Origin of the sequence: Serinicoccus marinus DSM 15273 (assembly GCF_008386315.1) — a bacterium.
GTDB classification, from domain to species: domain Bacteria; phylum Actinomycetota; class Actinomycetes; order Actinomycetales; family Dermatophilaceae; genus Ornithinicoccus; species Ornithinicoccus marinus.
In genome coordinates this window covers 791,232-805,192 of the sequence record NZ_CP043808.1, presented here as the reverse complement: position 1 = coordinate 805,192, position 13,961 = coordinate 791,232, and the positions used below count along the sequence as shown (strand labels likewise).

At 71.7% G+C, this 13,961-nt stretch carries 16 protein-coding genes and 2 tRNA genes; 7 read left to right on the top strand and 11 right to left on the bottom strand.

What is annotated here, in order from left to right:
- Position 1 precedes the first annotated feature (1 nt).
- Genes FU792_RS03975 through FU792_RS03965 form a run of 3 tightly spaced genes read left to right on the top strand, consistent with a single transcriptional unit; the run spans position 2 to position 1,314 of the window.
- A complete protein-coding gene (locus FU792_RS03975) occupies positions 2-544 on the top strand; it encodes a hypothetical protein (RefSeq protein ID WP_022924253.1) in 543 nt (180 codons plus the stop codon).
- A gap of 54 nt (positions 545-598) precedes the next feature.
- Positions 599-970: a YidH family protein gene (locus tag FU792_RS03970; protein WP_022924254.1), complete on the top strand. Its 372-nt coding sequence runs from the start codon at positions 599-601 to the stop codon at positions 968-970.
- Positions 967-1,314: a DUF202 domain-containing protein gene (locus FU792_RS03965; RefSeq protein WP_022924255.1), complete on the top strand. Its 348-nt coding sequence runs from the start codon at positions 967-969 to the stop codon at positions 1,312-1,314. The genes FU792_RS03970 and FU792_RS03965 overlap by 4 nt, the downstream gene beginning before the upstream one ends.
- A gap of 27 nt (positions 1,315-1,341) precedes the next feature.
- Here FU792_RS03965 and clpX read toward each other — a convergent pair whose 3' ends face one another.
- The 4 genes from clpX to FU792_RS03945 form a co-directional block, all read right to left on the bottom strand.
- Positions 1,342-2,619 carry an ATP-dependent Clp protease ATP-binding subunit ClpX gene (clpX, locus tag FU792_RS03960; protein ID WP_022924256.1) on the bottom strand — a complete coding sequence of 426 codons (1,278 nt, stop codon included), beginning with the start codon at positions 2,617-2,619 and terminating at the stop codon, positions 1,342-1,344.
- A 71-nt stretch (positions 2,620-2,690) separates the two neighbouring features.
- On the bottom strand, positions 2,691-4,268 hold the full coding sequence (locus FU792_RS03955) for a hypothetical protein (RefSeq protein WP_022924257.1): 1,578 nt from the start codon (positions 4,266-4,268) through the stop codon (positions 2,691-2,693).
- A 137-nt stretch (positions 4,269-4,405) separates the two neighbouring features.
- Positions 4,406-5,110: an ATP-dependent Clp protease proteolytic subunit gene (locus FU792_RS03950; RefSeq protein WP_022924258.1), complete on the bottom strand. Its 705-nt coding sequence runs from the start codon at positions 5,108-5,110 to the stop codon at positions 4,406-4,408.
- A gap of 32 nt (positions 5,111-5,142) precedes the next feature.
- A complete protein-coding gene (locus FU792_RS03945; RefSeq protein ID WP_022924259.1) occupies positions 5,143-5,748 on the bottom strand; it encodes an ATP-dependent Clp protease proteolytic subunit in 606 nt (201 codons plus the stop codon).
- A 210-nt stretch (positions 5,749-5,958) separates the two neighbouring features.
- Here FU792_RS03945 and FU792_RS03940 point away from each other — a divergent pair, with 210 nt between their 5' ends.
- A complete protein-coding gene (locus FU792_RS03940; protein WP_022924260.1) occupies positions 5,959-6,891 on the top strand; it encodes a DMT family transporter in 933 nt (310 codons plus the stop codon).
- A gap of 675 nt (positions 6,892-7,566) precedes the next feature.
- On the opposite strand, the gene tig is transcribed toward FU792_RS03940, so the two are convergent.
- Positions 7,567-8,940, bottom strand: coding sequence for a trigger factor (tig, locus tag FU792_RS03935; RefSeq protein ID WP_022924261.1), 1,374 nt, complete (start codon positions 8,938-8,940; stop codon positions 7,567-7,569).
- A 94-nt stretch (positions 8,941-9,034) separates the two neighbouring features.
- Positions 9,035-9,111 (bottom strand) — tRNA-Pro (locus FU792_RS03930).
- An 83-nt stretch (positions 9,112-9,194) separates the two neighbouring features.
- Here FU792_RS03930 and FU792_RS03925 point away from each other — a divergent pair.
- Positions 9,195-9,268 (top strand) — tRNA-Gly (locus FU792_RS03925).
- Here the strand turns inward: FU792_RS03925 and FU792_RS03920 are convergent.
- The gene (locus FU792_RS03920; protein ID WP_028130882.1) at positions 9,257-9,895 is read right to left on the bottom strand and encodes a TetR/AcrR family transcriptional regulator; all 639 of its coding nucleotides are present in this window, start codon (positions 9,893-9,895) and stop codon (positions 9,257-9,259) included. The two genes, FU792_RS03925 and FU792_RS03920, sit on opposite strands and share 12 nt — an antisense overlap.
- Before the next feature lie 75 nt (positions 9,896-9,970).
- On the opposite strand from FU792_RS03920, the gene FU792_RS03915 reads away from it, so the two are divergent.
- Positions 9,971-10,684 carry a GAP family protein gene (locus FU792_RS03915; RefSeq protein ID WP_022924262.1) on the top strand — a complete coding sequence of 238 codons (714 nt, stop codon included), beginning with the start codon at positions 9,971-9,973 and terminating at the stop codon, positions 10,682-10,684.
- A 45-nt stretch (positions 10,685-10,729) separates the two neighbouring features.
- On the opposite strand, the gene FU792_RS03910 is transcribed toward FU792_RS03915, so the two are convergent.
- Entirely contained in the window at positions 10,730-11,281 is a 552-nt protein-coding gene (locus tag FU792_RS03910; RefSeq protein WP_022924263.1) for an NADPH-dependent FMN reductase, read from the bottom strand.
- Positions 11,282-11,304: 23 nt separating this feature from the next.
- A complete protein-coding gene (locus tag FU792_RS03905; protein WP_272943989.1) occupies positions 11,305-12,348 on the bottom strand; it encodes a DNA polymerase IV in 1,044 nt (347 codons plus the stop codon).
- A gap of 172 nt (positions 12,349-12,520) precedes the next feature.
- Here FU792_RS03905 and FU792_RS03900 point away from each other — a divergent pair, with 172 nt between their 5' ends.
- Positions 12,521-12,733, top strand: coding sequence for an antitoxin (locus FU792_RS03900; RefSeq protein ID WP_022924265.1), 213 nt, complete (start codon positions 12,521-12,523; stop codon positions 12,731-12,733).
- Between the two features lie 63 nt (positions 12,734-12,796).
- On the opposite strand, the gene FU792_RS03895 is transcribed toward FU792_RS03900, so the two are convergent.
- On the bottom strand, positions 12,797-13,264 hold the full coding sequence (locus FU792_RS03895) for a ribose-5-phosphate isomerase (RefSeq protein WP_022924266.1): 468 nt from the start codon (positions 13,262-13,264) through the stop codon (positions 12,797-12,799).
- A gap of 11 nt (positions 13,265-13,275) precedes the next feature.
- Entirely contained in the window at positions 13,276-13,935 is a 660-nt protein-coding gene (locus FU792_RS03890) for a mycothiol-dependent nitroreductase Rv2466c family protein (protein ID WP_022924267.1), read from the bottom strand.
- Positions 13,936-13,961 lie beyond the last annotated feature (26 nt).

Sequence of the window (13,961 nt, the reverse complement as noted above, 5' to 3'; positions counted from 1 at the left end):
CGTGGGCGAGCTGCGCGAGCACTGGGTCAACCTGCGCACCGCCACCCCCAGCCACCGGCGGGTGCGGCTCCTGGCGGTCCTGGGAGCCCTCGGCTTCGCCCTCTCCCAGGCGGCCGCGGGCGGCGGCGGGCCGGTCGCCTGGGTCGGCACCGTGCTCCTGGGCCTGCTCGTCGTGGTCCAGCCGAACGGCATCATGCCCGCCGTCTTCCTCGTCTGGGCCATCGCCAGCTGGTGGGCGGGGGTCGACGGCCCGTGGCACTGGGCCCTGCTGCCCGCCACGTGGAGCCTGCTCGTCGTGCACGCGAGCGCCTCGCTGGCCGCGTCGGTGCCCCCGCAGGCGACCCTGCCGCCCACCGTGCTGCGGCGGTATGCCCTGCATAGCGCGGTCGTCGCCCTCGTCACCACGGTCGTCTGGGCGCTCGCCGCCCTCGTGACGACCGGTGCCGCGACCGGCGGTCCGGTCCCCGGCATCCTCGGGCTGGCCCTGCTCGCGCTGACGCTCGGGGGCTATCTGCGGCTACGTGAGCGCCAGCAGGACGGATGAGGTCCCTGCCTATGCTGGTCCGCGTGAGCGACGAGCCGATCGGAGCGGGCCCGGATGAGTGAGCGCCGGTCGGCGACCCGCCTGCCCCGGTCGGTGTACGCCCGCGGCTCGGAGCCGGACCCCCGGTTCAGCCTGGCCAACGAGCGCACCTTCCTCGCCTGGATCCGCACCGCGCTGGCCTTCCTGGCGGCAGGCGTGGCGCTGGAGGCGCTGCCGGTGCCGGTCGACCCCGGCTTCCGGCTCGCGGCCTCCGCGGTCTTCGTGGTCCTCGGCATGCTGGCCTCGCTGCAGGCCTGGGTGGGGTGGTTCCGGGTGGAGCGGGCGATGCGCGAGGGGCGCGCCCTGCCCCCGCTGACCATCGGCTTGTTCATCGCCGTCGGGCTGCTCCTGGCGATCCTGCTCGTCGCGATCGGGCTGCTGGTGTGAGCGCTCCTGCCTACGACCCGGGGCTGCAGCCGGAGCGCACGCTGCTGGCCTGGCGCCGCACGTGCCTGGCGCTCGCCGTCATCGGTGCCGGGATCGCCCGCTTCACCGGTTTATACCTCGGGCTGGCGACGGCGGCCCTGGTGGGCGGGCTGGTGGTCCTCGGTGCCGGGTGGGCCTACCACCGGGCCACCGGGCGCTACCGTCGCGACCACCTCCGGCTGCACCACGACGACACCATCGCCTCGGACGGGGTGGCCTTCGTCGTGGCCAGCGTCAGCCTGGGCCTGGTGAGCGTGGCCGCCGCGGTCTTCGTGCTGCGGGTCGGTCTGGAACGACTGGGCTGACCGGGTCCCCCGGCGCACGGCCAGCGCTCAGGCGCTCTCCTTGCGCTGCTGCCGCTTGCGGGGGGCGACGTCCCGGCGCACGATCGTCGGGTTGACGTTCTCCTGCACGACCTCGCGGGAGATGACGACCTTGGCGATCTCGTCGTCGGAGGGCACGTCGAACATCACCGGGAGGAGGACCTCCTCCAGGATCGCGCGCAGGCCGCGGGCGCCGGTGCCGCGCAGCAACGCTTGGTCGGCGATGGCCTCCAGCGCCTCGTCGGCGAACTCGAGCTCGACGCCGTCGATCTCGAACATCTTCTGGTACTGCTTCACCAGCGCGTTGCGCGGCTCGGTGAGGATGTTGACCAGGGCGTCCCGGTCCAGCGGGGACACTGTGGTGATGACCGGCAGCCGACCGATGAACTCCGGGATCAGCCCGAACTTCATGAGGTCCTCGGGCAGGACGTCGCCGAAGTGCTCCCCCACGTCCTTGGCGGATTTCAGCTCGGCACCGAAGCCCAGCCCCTGCTTGCCGGTGCGCGACTCGATGATCTTCTCCATCCCGGCGAAGGCGCCGCCGACGATGAAGAGCACGTTGCCGGTGTCGATCTGGATGAACTCCTGGTGCGGGTGCTTGCGGCCGCCCTGCGGCGGCACGCTGGCGACCGTCCCCTCGAGGATCTTCAGCAGCGCCTGCTGCACGCCCTCGCCGGACACGTCCCGGGTGATCGAGGGGTTCTCGCTCTTGCGCGCGATCTTGTCGATCTCGTCGATGTAGATGATCCCGGTCTCGGCCTTCTTCACGTCGAAGTCGGCGGCCTGGATGAGCTTGAGCAGGATGTTCTCGACGTCCTCACCGACATACCCCGCCTCGGTGAGCGCGGTCGCGTCGGCGATCGCGAAGGGGACGTTGAGCATCCGGGCCAGGGTCTGCGCCAGGTAGGTCTTGCCGCAGCCCGTGGGCCCGATGAGCAGGATGTTGGACTTGGCGATGTCGACGTTCTCGTCGGCGCTGCCCTTGCCCTCACCGGCCTGGATGCGCTTGTAGTGGTTGTAGACCGCGACGGCCAGGGCGCGCTTGGCCGGGTCCTGGCCCACGACGTAGTTCTGCAGGAAGTCGAAGATCTCCCGCGGCTTGGGCAGCTGGCCCAGCCCCAGGTCGCTGGACTCCGCCAGCTCCTCCTCGATGATCTCGTTGCACAGGTCGATGCACTCGTCGCAGATGTAGACGCCGGGCCCGGCGATCAGCTTCTTGACCTGCTTCTGGCTCTTCCCGCAGAAAGAGCACTTCAGCAGCTCGCTGCTCTCGCCCATCCGTGCCACGTGGTCGTCCTTCCTACCGCTGCGTCCTCACCGTGGTCCGGGCGACCCGGGGTCGCCCTGTCTGCACGACGCTACCTTGCCGAGCCGGGTTTCGGCACGGTTTTCCCGGCGCGATCCGCGTGTTGGGCCCGCGATCCGCTGTCAGCGGAACCCCGCTCCGGGGGAGCTCCCGCCGTGAGACCGGTCAGCACGAGCAGGACCGGGAGCAGGGCCACCAGGTAGCGCGGGCGGGCCTCGAACAGCGCGAGGTAGCCCGTCAGCGCGAGCAGGCTGACCGAGCAGGCGGCCACCCAGGGACCGCTCCGGACGCGCCAGAGCCCGACCCCGGTCACGAGCAGCGTCGCCACCCAGAGGCCGTGCAGCGCGGGGGCCACCACCTGACGGTAGGGCTCGCCGGAGCCGACGAACCAGGACTGCAGCGCGCTCCACCGGCTTCCGAGGAGGCCGGGCTCGTCCCGGTCGACGCCCTCCCCGTGGGCCCAGAAGGTGCCGTCGCCCCAGACCCAGGCGATCTTGCGGGAGGTGAAGGTCAGGTTGCCGACCACGCCCCGCTCCAGGACCTGGGTGCGAATCTTGTCGCGGGAGATCTGCTGCCGCAGCTCCTGGTCGGGCTGATGCTTCATGGTCGACGCGTGCTCCCAGTTCCAGCCACCGTAGACGCGGGTCGGCGACGGGTCCTGCGAGTCGTAGGTGCCCATCGCCAGGAAATGCTCCACCGGGTAGGGCTGCTGGACCTGCTCCAGCCGCTCCGACGGCAGCTGCGTCAGCCGCGCCGCCGCCGACGTGGTCGCCGCGACACCCACCCCCAGGGCCAGCGCACCGGCCAGGACGGCGGCCACGGCACTCCTCGCGCCCCGTCGGCGCACCAGCTCGGGGACGAGGGCGAGCGCCCCGCAGGCGAACGCGACGGCATACACCTTGATCGAGACCGCGACGACGAGGGCGGGGAGGGCGACGGCCCACCAGCGCCGACGCCGGGTCACGTCGGCACGCACCGCGGCCCAGAGGCACACCGCCACGAAGGTCGCGGCCGGCACGTCGGAGTAGGGGATGGCGGTCTGCGCGTTGAGGCCCAGCAGCACCGTCGCCAGGGCCTGCACGGGCAGCACCGAGTCCGGTCGATCGAGCAGCACCATCGTGGCCCCCAGGCACCAGACGACGACCCCGACCCCGACGCCCTGGAGGAGCAGCATGGACGTCACGGGCGGGAGACCGAGCTGGTCGCCGAGCAGGGCCCCGGGGGTGAAGAGGGCCAGGACGGGGATGTTGTTGGGGTACTTGGAGAAGTAGTTTTCGCGCCCCTGCGTGAGCGGCTCCCCGCCCACGAGCTCCTCGACGCCCCAGACCACCTGGCGGGCGTCCCAGCCGAAGTCGATCTGGGCGAGGGGAAGGTGGCCCAGCACGAGCAGGCCACCGGCCGCGGCACCGAGCCCGACCACCAGCCGCGGGCGGCGCTGCACCGCGGCGGCCACGGGTCCGAGCCGGCCGCGACCCAGCCACCAGAGCCCGAGCAGGAGTGCGGTCACCACCCACACCAGCCCGCCGGGCATGACGAACCAGCTGGTGACGGGCGCGACCACGGCGCACACCGCCACGACGAGCAGCAGCAGGCCCAGCCCCCGTTGCACCCAGCCCAGCACCCGCGCCACGCTGGGTGAACCTACCTGCTCACGGCGCGGTGCCGGACCCGGCGCGCCCGGGGACGACGGGAGCCCGCCCCCACGAGGGGTGACGGGCTCCGGGGTCGGCAACCGGCGGACCGGGGTATGCCCGGCGCCGGGTGGCCTCAGTCGTCCAGCGACGCCTTGCGCGAGGCGAGCACCTCGTCGACGAGGCCGTACTCCTTGGCCTCCGCGGCGGTAAGGATCTTGTCGCGCTCGATGTCCTTCTGGACCTGCTCGGCGCTGCGGCCGGAGTGCTTGGCCCAGGTCTCCTCGAGCCAGGTCCGCATCCGCAGCACCTCGTTGGCCTGGATCTCGATGTCCGAGGCCTGGCCGTAGTCGCCGCCGGCGAGCGCCGGCTGGTGGATGAGCACCCGCGCGTTGGGCAGCGCGAAGCGCTTGCCCGGCGCGCCGGCCGCCAGCAGCACCGCGGCCGCCGAGGCGGCCTGGCCGATGACGAAGGTCTGCACGTCCGGCTTGATGTACTGCATCGTGTCGTAGATCGCCGTCAGCGCGGTGAACGAGCCGCCGGGGCTGTTGATGTACATGAGGATGTCGCGGTCCGGGTCCTGGCTCTCCAGCACGATGAGCTGGGCGATGATGTCGTCGGCCGAGGCGTCGTCGACCTGGACGCCGAGGAAGATGATCCGGTCCTCGAACAGCTTGGTGTAGGGATCCTGGCGCTTGGTGCCGTAGGAGGTGCGCTCCTCGAACTGCGGCAGGATGTAGCGGCTGCTCGGAGCCAGCGGACGGGCCAGGCCACCGCCGGGCTGCTGCGGGGTGCCGCTCCAGGCGCCACCAACGTACGGGCTCTGCTGGGGGAAGGTCATGGGGTCAGCTCTCTTCTCGCTGGGGTGGCCGGTCAGGAGGTGGGGGACGACGGCGCGTCGTCGGAGCGCTCGTAGACGTGGTCGACGAAGCCGTACTCCTTGGCCTCGGCCGCGGTGAACCAGCGGTCGCGGTCGGAGTCGGTGGTGATCTGCTCCACGCTCTGCCCGGTGTGCTCGGCGATCAGCTCGGCCATCTGCTGCTTGATGTGCAGCATCTGCTCGGCCTGGATCTTGATGTCGGAGGCGGTGCCGCCGATGCCGCCCGAGGGCTGGTGCATCATGACGCGGGCGTGCGGGGTGGCATACCGCTTGCCGGGGGCGCCGGCGGAGAGGAGGAACTGCCCCATCGAGGCGGCCAGGCCCATCGCCACCGTGGCGACGTCGTTGGGGATCCACTGCATGGTGTCGAAGATCGCCATGCCCGCGGTCACCGAGCCGCCCGGGGAGTTGATGTAGAGCCAGATGTCCTTCTCCGGGTCCTCGGCGGCCAGGAGCAGCAGCTGGGCGCAGATCGCGTTGGCGTTGTCGTCGCGCACCTCCGAGCCCAGGAAGATGATGCGCTCCTTGAGGAGCCGGTTGTAGATCTGGTCGTCGAGACCCGCCGGCGCGGTGCTCTCGGCCATCGTGATGTCGGTCATGCGCTGCTTTCCCTCGCTTCGTCCGGGGTATGCCGTGCGGCACCTGTGCTTGTCATCGACCCTAACGTCCGCCCCCGTCGCGAAACTCCCCCGCGGGCGCCGTGTTCGCCCTGAGCGCACTGCCGCCTCGCCCCCTCCCCCGACCGGCCGCGCGGTCTGCGCCGACCGGCCGCACGGTGGGCACCGTCCCAGCCGTGCGAGGCTGTCCGCGTGACCGACACCCTTCGCGCCGACCGCACCTGGCTGGTCGCCCTGGCTGCCTCGCTGTGGGGCCTGTCCGCGCTCTGGCGCGGCCCGCTGGCGCAGGAGCTGCCCTCGCTCGCCATCGTCTTCTGGGAGCACGCCATGCTGACCCTGCTCCTGCTGCCGTGGCTGGTCCCCGCGGTCCGCCGCTGGCGCGCCGCGAGCCTGCGCACCCAGGTCTCGGTGCTCGTCATCGGCGCCGGCAGCTCGGCGCTGGCCACGACGTTGTTCACCGCTGCCTTCCGCCTCGGCGACCCCATCACCCCGCAGGTCCTGCAGAAGCTGCAGCCCTTCATCGCGCTGGCGCTCGCCGCGGTCCTGCTCGGGGAGCGGCTGCGCCGGTCCTACCTGCTCTTCCTCGCGCCCGCCGTCGTCGGCGCGTGGCTGATGACCTTCGCCGACCCGCTGGCCGTCACGGTGAGCTCGGCGCAGGCCGCGCTGCTCGCGCTCGGCGCCGCGGCGCTGTGGGCGGGTGGGACGGTGCTCGGCCGGGCGGCGAGCGCGGAGCTGCGCTTCGTGGACCTGACGGCCCTGCGCTTCGCTGTCGGCCTGGTGACACTGGCGATCATCGCCGGCTTCACCGGCACCCCGTTGGCCGTCCCGCTCTCCGCCGCGCCCTCGATCGCGGCGCTCGCGCTGCTGCCCGGGCTCGCGGCGATGACGCTCTACTACCGGGCGCTGCGGCATACCCCGGCCTCCCGGGCGACTCTCGCCGAGCTGACCTTCCCGCTCACCGCCGCCCTCATCGGGGTGATCGCGTTCGGCAGCCGCCCTGAGCCGACCCAGTGGCTGGGGATGGCGCTGGTCGTCGCGACCGTCGTCGCGCTGTCGCTGCACGAGCAGCGCGCCCCGCAGCCCTCGGTCCGGGCGCCCGAGCGCGCCGAGGCCCTGCAGCGCTGACCTCTCTCGACCACCGCGGCCGCCCTCCCGCTCGATGTGGTGCCGTCCGTCGTACTCCACCGCGGTCCGCGTCGCCCGGTCCCCCGCGTCGAGCCGACGCAGCAGGTCACCGCTCTCGTCGTGGAAGCGGATGTCGGTCTCGAGCTCGGGAAGGCCCGCGAGCACGCGGAGCATCCGCGCCCGGGTCTCCATGGGTGAGTCCACGCCCGCCCGGACGAGGCCGGCGGCACGGCGGGCGAGGCGGGCGCCCCGGCCGGTCGCTTCCTGCGCCCCCTGCCGCAGCTGCTCGGGCGTGACCCGGCGCCTGCCGACCGGGCTGTCGCCCAGCACCACCAGGTCGACGAGATCGAGTACCCGTGCGCAGTCGAGGAAGGTGTCCAACGGCGTCGTGACCCGCAGGCCCCGGAAGACCACCGGCTGCCGCGACGAGGCGTGCACGACGAGGTCCTCCCGGGCCGACCGCGCCCGCCCGGTCGGCACGCTGACGTGCGGGCGCACCGCGTGCGGGACGACACCGCCCCAGAGCTCGGCGGCGGTGTGGTGGGAGGCCAAGGCGTCGGCCGGGGCGACCAGCAGCGCGGCCCGGGCCACAGAAAACGCGACTGCACCGGGTATGCCGTGAACTCGCCCTGCTGGGCGGCATACCCGGTGCAGTCGCGCACCGTGCGTGGTGGGTCAGGCCTTGGCGGCGTCCTCGGTCTCCTCGGCCTCGACGACCTCGTGGCCGGCCTCCACGACCTGGTCGCCCGGCCCGACCTCCTCGGCCGCCTCGTCGTCCTCGTCGTCACCCTCGATCGCGTCGAGGTCGACGACGTTCCCGTCGGTGTCGGTGACCTTCGCCTGCTCCAGGACGTTCGCGAGCGCCTTGCGGCGACCGACCTCGGCGACCATCGCGGGCACCTGGTTCTGCTGGTCGATCTGCTGCGCGAACTGCTGGGCGTTCATGCCGTACTGCTGCGCGGTCATCATGATGTACTCGATGAGCTCGCCCTGGTCGACCTCGACCTCGTCCCGCTTGACCAGCGCGTCGAGCAGGAACTGCGTCTGCATCGCCTTGATCGTGGACTCGGTGACCTCGGCGCGGTGCTCGTCGTCCTCGAGCCGCTCCTCGCCCTCGAGGTGACGGTGCACCTCGGCCTCGACGAGGCTCTCGGGCACCGGGATCTCGACCATGCCGAGCATGGCCTCCAGCACCTTGTCGCGGGCGCCGACGCCCTGCTCGAAGCGGGCGCCCTGCTCGGCCTGCTTGGCGAGGTCCTCGCGCAGCTCGTCCATCGTGTCGAACTGGCTGGCCAGCTGGGCGAACTCGTCGTCCAGCTCGGGCAGCTCGCGCTCCTTGGCGGCCTGCACGGTGACGGTGACGTCGGCGTTCTCGCCCTTGCGGTCACCACCGGCCAGCGGCGAGCTGAACTCGACGGTGTCGCCGGCCTTGGTTCCGCGCAGCGCGGTGTCCAGCCCGTCCAGCATCGTGCCGGAGCCGATCTCGTAGGAGACGCCGGTCACCGAGTCGATCTCCTCCTCGCCGATCTTTGCGGACAGGTCGATCGTCAGGTGGTCGCCGGTCTTGGCCTTGCGCTTGATCGGCTTGAGGGTGCCAAAACGCTCGCGCAGGTTGTCGATCCGGGTCTGCACGTCCTCCTCGGACGCCTGGACCGGGTCGACGACGACCTCGATGCCGGAGAAGTCGGGCAGCTCGAACTGCGGGACGATGTCGACCTCCGCCTCGAAGGCGAGGTCCTGGCCCTCCTCCATCGGCAGCGTGGTGAGGTTGACCTCGGGCTGCGAGAGCGGAGTGAGGTCGTTCTCGGTCATCGCCTGGGTGTAGTACTCCGGCAGGGCGTCGTTGACAGCCTCCTGCACCACGGCGCCGCGGCCGAAGCGCTGGTCGATGATCCGGTTCGGCACCTTGCCCTTGCGGAAGCCCGGGATCTGCACGTTGGCGCCGATGCTCTTGTAGGCGGCATCCAGCTTGGGCTGGAGGTCGGCGGCGGGGACCTCGACGGTCAGCTTGACCCGGGTCGGGGTCAGGGTCTCGACAGCGCTCTTCACTGCAGGTTGCTCCGTTGTCATGTCGGGGGTATGTCGTCTCTCGCCGGGCGTGCGAACAGCCCGCGGCGAGCACGCGGATCAGCACCATGCTAGGTGGTCGGGGTAGCCGGATTCGAACCGGCGGCCTTCCGCTCCCAAAGCGGACGCGCTACCAAGCTGCGCCATACCCCGTCGTCGGACGGCGTCACGGACGCCGCGGGCAAGGGTCTAGACTATCTCCTCGGCCCGGCGGGACACGCCTCACGCGGGGTCGCGCGGGTGTAGCTCAATGGTAGAGCCCCAGTCTTCCAAACTGGCTACGCGGGTTCGATTCCCGTCACCCGCTCCACTCACCGGTGCGCACGGCCGAGACGTAGCGACTCAGCTGGCGTCGGACCTCTCGCTCGTCCACGGCGTCCGGTATGGTCGATGCCTGCAGGGTCAGCCCGTCGACCACGGTATGCAGGAGCTCGGCGGCCTTCTCGAGCTTCGGGGGTAGGGGATGGTCGGGGTCCGCCACCACCTGGGCGAAGAGCCTGTCCTCGCCTCGGACTTCGGCCACGACCCCTCGGCAGACCAGTCGGGTGCCCCGCCACCCCGCCTGACAGAGATCGGTGAGAGAGGGGTCGACCTGTGACTGCACCAGGGCCGCCAGCCAGACCCGCACCTCGCCCGTGCGACGTTCGTCGAACGGGAGCAGCTCCTCCAAGACCCGCCGGCACCGCTCCTCCCCCGGCGACCCGGTGCGCCACTGGTGGCGCACCCGCGCCGTCACCCCCTCGATCATCTGGTCGATGGCGAATCGCAACAGCTCGTCCTGGCTGGTGAAGTAGTACCGCACGGCTCCGAGCGACCAGGCGCCCTCGGCCGCGACCGAGCGCGCACTGGCAGCCGCCATGCCCTCGCGGGCGATGACCCGCCACATCGCGTCGGCGATCTGCCGCCGCCGCTGCTCGTGATCCACGACCTTGGGCATGAGCCATCTTGACACAGGTGTATTGGGAAGAGATGCTGGGGTGATCCGATACAGCTGTATCAGGAAGGGAAAATCATGGCACCGGGCGCGCTCCTGGCACTTGTCGGACTGGCGCTGGTCGACAGCACGAGCGTGGGCACGTTGGTGCTCCCCCTCCTGATGCTCGTGCACCCCAGGGTGAGTGCGAGCCGGGTCCTCATCTACCTGACCACGATCAGCCTGTTCTACCTCGCACTCGGCGTGGCCCTGCTGACCGGCGCCGACCTGCTCGGCGACCTGGCAGCCGACCTCTCGGGCACCCCAGGTGCGGACCACCTGCAGCTGGCGACGGGGGTCGGTCTCCTGCTCGTCAGCTTCTGGCCAGATACTGCGTGGGCCAAGCGGGCCGCTGCTCGGCGCAAGGCCGAGGGTGCACCGCCACGGGCGCAGACCTGGGCGGACGCCATCGCCACCTCCGAGGGCAAGGTGTCGACGGTGATCGGGGTCGCGCTCGTCGCCGGGCTGATCGAGGCCGCCAGCATGGTCCCCTACCTCGGAGCCGTCGCCCTCATCAGCACCAGCGACCTCGGGCCCGGTGGCCGCCTCGGCGTCCTTGCCGGCTACGTGATGGTCATGGCGCTGCCCGCGCTGCTCCTGCTCCTCGTCCGACTCAGCCTTCACCAGAGGGCCGAGCCGACGCTGCGCCGCCTCTCCGCCTGGCTGGCAGCCCGTGCAGGTGGCGCCGTGTGGTGGGTCATCGGCATCATCGGTTTCCTGCTCGCAGCCGACGCGGCGACACGCATTTTCTGACGCCCTGCAGGACCGCCCGGTCCGTGGGACCGGACCCGCGGGGAGTCAGGACCGCTGGCGGGCCGCGGCCTCCTCGACCTGGTCCAGCAGGGTCCCGAGCTCTTCGGGCCGGCGCTCGTTGGGCGCCACCTCGCCCCCGTCGAACTCGTCGAAGGTCGACAACGACACCTGCTGCCGGACCACGACCATGCTGTAGTTCGCCAGGATCAGCCGCCAGTGCTCGATGGCCCGGACACCGCCCTCGGACCCGTAGCCGACCAACCCGGCCGCCTTGCCCTGCCACTCCGGGTAGAGCCAGTCGGTGGCGTTCTTGAGGCCGCCCGGGACCGAGTGGTTGTACTCCGGCGTCACCACGACGAAGCCGTCGCAGGCGTCGATGGCGGCGCTCCAGGCGTGCACGGACTCGTGCGGGTACTGCTTCTTGACGCCGCCGGGCACCTTCTCCCACTCCAGCAGCGGCACCCCGAAGGTCTTGAGGTCGATGAGCTCGTAGTCGGTGCCGCCGTCGCGCTGCTGTGCCTGGTCGTGGACCCAGCGGGCCACGCTCTCGCCCTTGCGGCCCTCGCGGATGGACCCGATGATGATGCCGATCTTCATGGGCACCATCGGACCACAGCTGCTCAGTACCCGCCCGGCGGGGGCACCATCTCGCCGCGCACCCCCAGCAGCCGCACCGGTCGCTCGTCCGCGAGGCGCTGGTAGAGCTCGAAGGCGGTGGCCGCGAGCACGTCGGGGTCGGTGGTCGGCTCCGGCAGCTTGCGACCCCGGTGGTAGGTGAAGAAGGGCACGAAGCGCACCTTGAGGAAGACGCGCTGCACCGGCCGGCCCTCCGAGGCGACGTCCTCGACGACCCGCGCCGCGAGCTCGCGCAGGGCCTCGCGCACCTCCTCGGGGGTCACGAGGTCCTGCTGGTATGTCGTCTCGCGGCCCCGCGCCCGCGGCACCCAGGGCGAGTCGTCCGGCCAGTCTGCTCCCCCGCCCCGGCCCAGCTCGGAGAGTCGCGGCCCGTTGGTCGGGCCGAACTCCGCGGCCAGCACCGCGTCGTCGGCCCCGGCCAGCTCCGCCACCGTGGTCAGACCGACCTGCTCCAGGCGCGCGGCGATGCGCTTGCCGACGCCCCACAGCGCCGTCGTCGGGCGTGGTCCCATCACCTCGAGCCAGGTCTCACGGGTGAGGACGCAGGTGCCGCGCGGCTTGCCGAAGTCGGTCGCGGTCTTGGCCCGCACGAGGCTGTCACCGATGCCGATCGAGCAGTGCAGCCCGGTGCGCTCCAGCACCGCCGCCTGCACCCCGGCGGCCACGGCCTCGACGTCGTCGGTCTCGACCCCGACGAAGGCCTCGTCCCACCCGAGCACCTGCACCACCGCGCCCGGCCACGCCCGCAGCGTGTCCATGACCTGCTCGGAGGCGTCCTCGTAGACCGGGAAGTCCACCGGCAGGAAGACCGCGTCGGGGCACCGGCGCGCGGCGACGCGCAGCGGCATACCGGAGCGGACGCCGTGCTCGCGCGCCTCGTAGGACGCGGTCGAGACCACCGCGCGCTCGGTCGGGTCGCCGCGTCCGCCGACGACCACGGGGCACCCCGCCAGCTCGGGACGGCGCAAGATCTCCACGGCGGCCAGGAACTGGTCCATGTCGACGTGCAGCACCCATCTGCGGCTCACGCGCCCATTGTGTCCGAGCCCGCCGACACCCGCCCGGGCGCCGACCGGTCCTCGACCGCGACGCGCCCGGGCATCGCGCCCGGGTCGACAGCCCCGGGGGGATGTGGTTGCGTGGTCCCGCAAGAAAGGCGCCCCGACCGGGGCGCCGGACCCGATGGGAAGGAGTCTCGTCATGGGCTTCATGGACAAGGCCAAGGACATGGCCGGTCAGCACGACGAGAAGGTCGACCAGGGCGTCGAGCAGGCTGGCGACTTCGTCGACGACAAGACCGGCGGCAAGCACTCCGAGCAGGTCGACAAGGCCCAGGACTTCGCCAACGACCGCGCCGACCAGTTCGGTGGCGTCGAGGGCGAGGGCAACGGCGAGGGCGACAACAACGCCTGAGCGTGAGCTGAGCCTGCGAAGCCCCCGCCCGGTCGATCCGGGCGGGGGCTTCGTCGTGCGGCGTCAGGGCAGCGGCGGGAGCGTCCCGTCGCTCTCGTAGGCGCGCATCATGTCGATCCGGCGCTGGTGCCGGTCGTCGCCCGAGAAGGGGGTGGCCAGGAAGGCCTCGACGATGGCGCGCCCCTCCTCGAGGGTATGCATCCGCGCGCCGAGGGAGACGACCTGCGCATCGTTGTGCTCGCGGGTGAGGCGTGCCAGCTCGGGGTCGTAGGCGAGCGCCGCGCGGATGCCGGCCACCTTGTTGGCGGCCATCTGCTCACCGTTGCCCGACCCGCCCAGCACGATCCCGAGCGACCCCGGGTCCGCGGCGACCGCCTCGGCGGCGCGCAGCACGAAGACCGGGTAGTCGTCCTGCGGGTCGTGGTCGACCGGCCCGTGGTCGACGACCTCGTGACCCTGCTCACCGAGCCAGGTCACCAGGTCGCGCTGCATCTCGTAGGCGGCGTGGTCGCCGCCGATGTGAACCCGCACGGCGCTCTCCCTCAGCTGAAGTCCGGACCCACCGAGCGGGTCCGCTTGATCTCGTAGAAGCCCGGGGTCGCGGCGACGAGCAGGCAGCCGTCCCAGAGCTTGCCGGCGGCCTCGCCCTTGGGGGCGGGTGTGACGACGGGCCCGAAGAAGGCGACGTCCTCGACCGAGACGACCGGCGTGCCGACGTCGTCGCCGACGAGGTCGATGGCCCGCTGGTGGCTGGCGCGCAGCGCCTCGTCGTGCTCCTCCGAGCCGCCGGCCTGAGCGAGCGAGGCGTCCAGCCCGAGCTCCTCGACCACCTCGGTGGTGATGGCGTCGAGGTCCTCGCTGCCGCGTCCGTCGAGGTGGATCCGCTGGCCGTAGGCGTCGTACATCTTCTTGCGCATCTCGTTGGCCTCGGCCGCGGGCAGGTCGGCGGTGGCCGCGATGATCGTGCGGACCGGGCCCCAGGCGCGGTCGAGCATCTCGCGGTAGCCCTCGTCGAGGTCGCGCCCCTCGTTGAGCACCGACAGGCTCATCACGGACCAGGTGATCTCCAGGTCGCGGACCTGAGCCGCCTCCATGAGCCACCGGGAGGTCATCCAGGCCCACGGGCAGGCCGGGTCGAAGAACATCTCGGCGTGGGTGGTCCGACCTGTGGCGCACTGGGCAGAGGACTCGTGATGCGTCATGCGACCATCGTGTCACGGCATACCCT

Excerpts from the sequence above, each read along its gene's own strand:
- FU792_RS03970 (WP_022924254.1), top strand. The coding sequence starts at position 599 with ATGAGTGAGCGCCGGTCGGCGACCCGCCTGCCCCGGTCGGTGTACGCC.
- FU792_RS03950 (WP_022924258.1), bottom strand. The coding sequence starts at position 5,110 with ATGACCTTCCCCCAGCAGAGCCCGTACGTTGGTGGCGCCTGGAGCGGC.
- FU792_RS03945 (WP_022924259.1), bottom strand. The coding sequence starts at position 5,748 with ATGACCGACATCACGATGGCCGAGAGCACCGCGCCGGCGGGTCTCGAC.
- FU792_RS03920 (WP_028130882.1), bottom strand. The coding sequence starts at position 9,895 with ATGCCCAAGGTCGTGGATCACGAGCAGCGGCGGCGGCAGATCGCCGAC.
- FU792_RS03915 (WP_022924262.1), top strand. The coding sequence starts at position 9,971 with ATGGCACCGGGCGCGCTCCTGGCACTTGTCGGACTGGCGCTGGTCGAC.
- FU792_RS03910 (WP_022924263.1), bottom strand. The coding sequence starts at position 11,281 with ATGAAGATCGGCATCATCATCGGGTCCATCCGCGAGGGCCGCAAGGGC.
- FU792_RS03900 (WP_022924265.1), top strand. The coding sequence starts at position 12,521 with ATGGGCTTCATGGACAAGGCCAAGGACATGGCCGGTCAGCACGACGAG.
- FU792_RS03890 (WP_022924267.1), bottom strand. The coding sequence starts at position 13,935 with ATGACGCATCACGAGTCCTCTGCCCAGTGCGCCACAGGTCGGACCACC.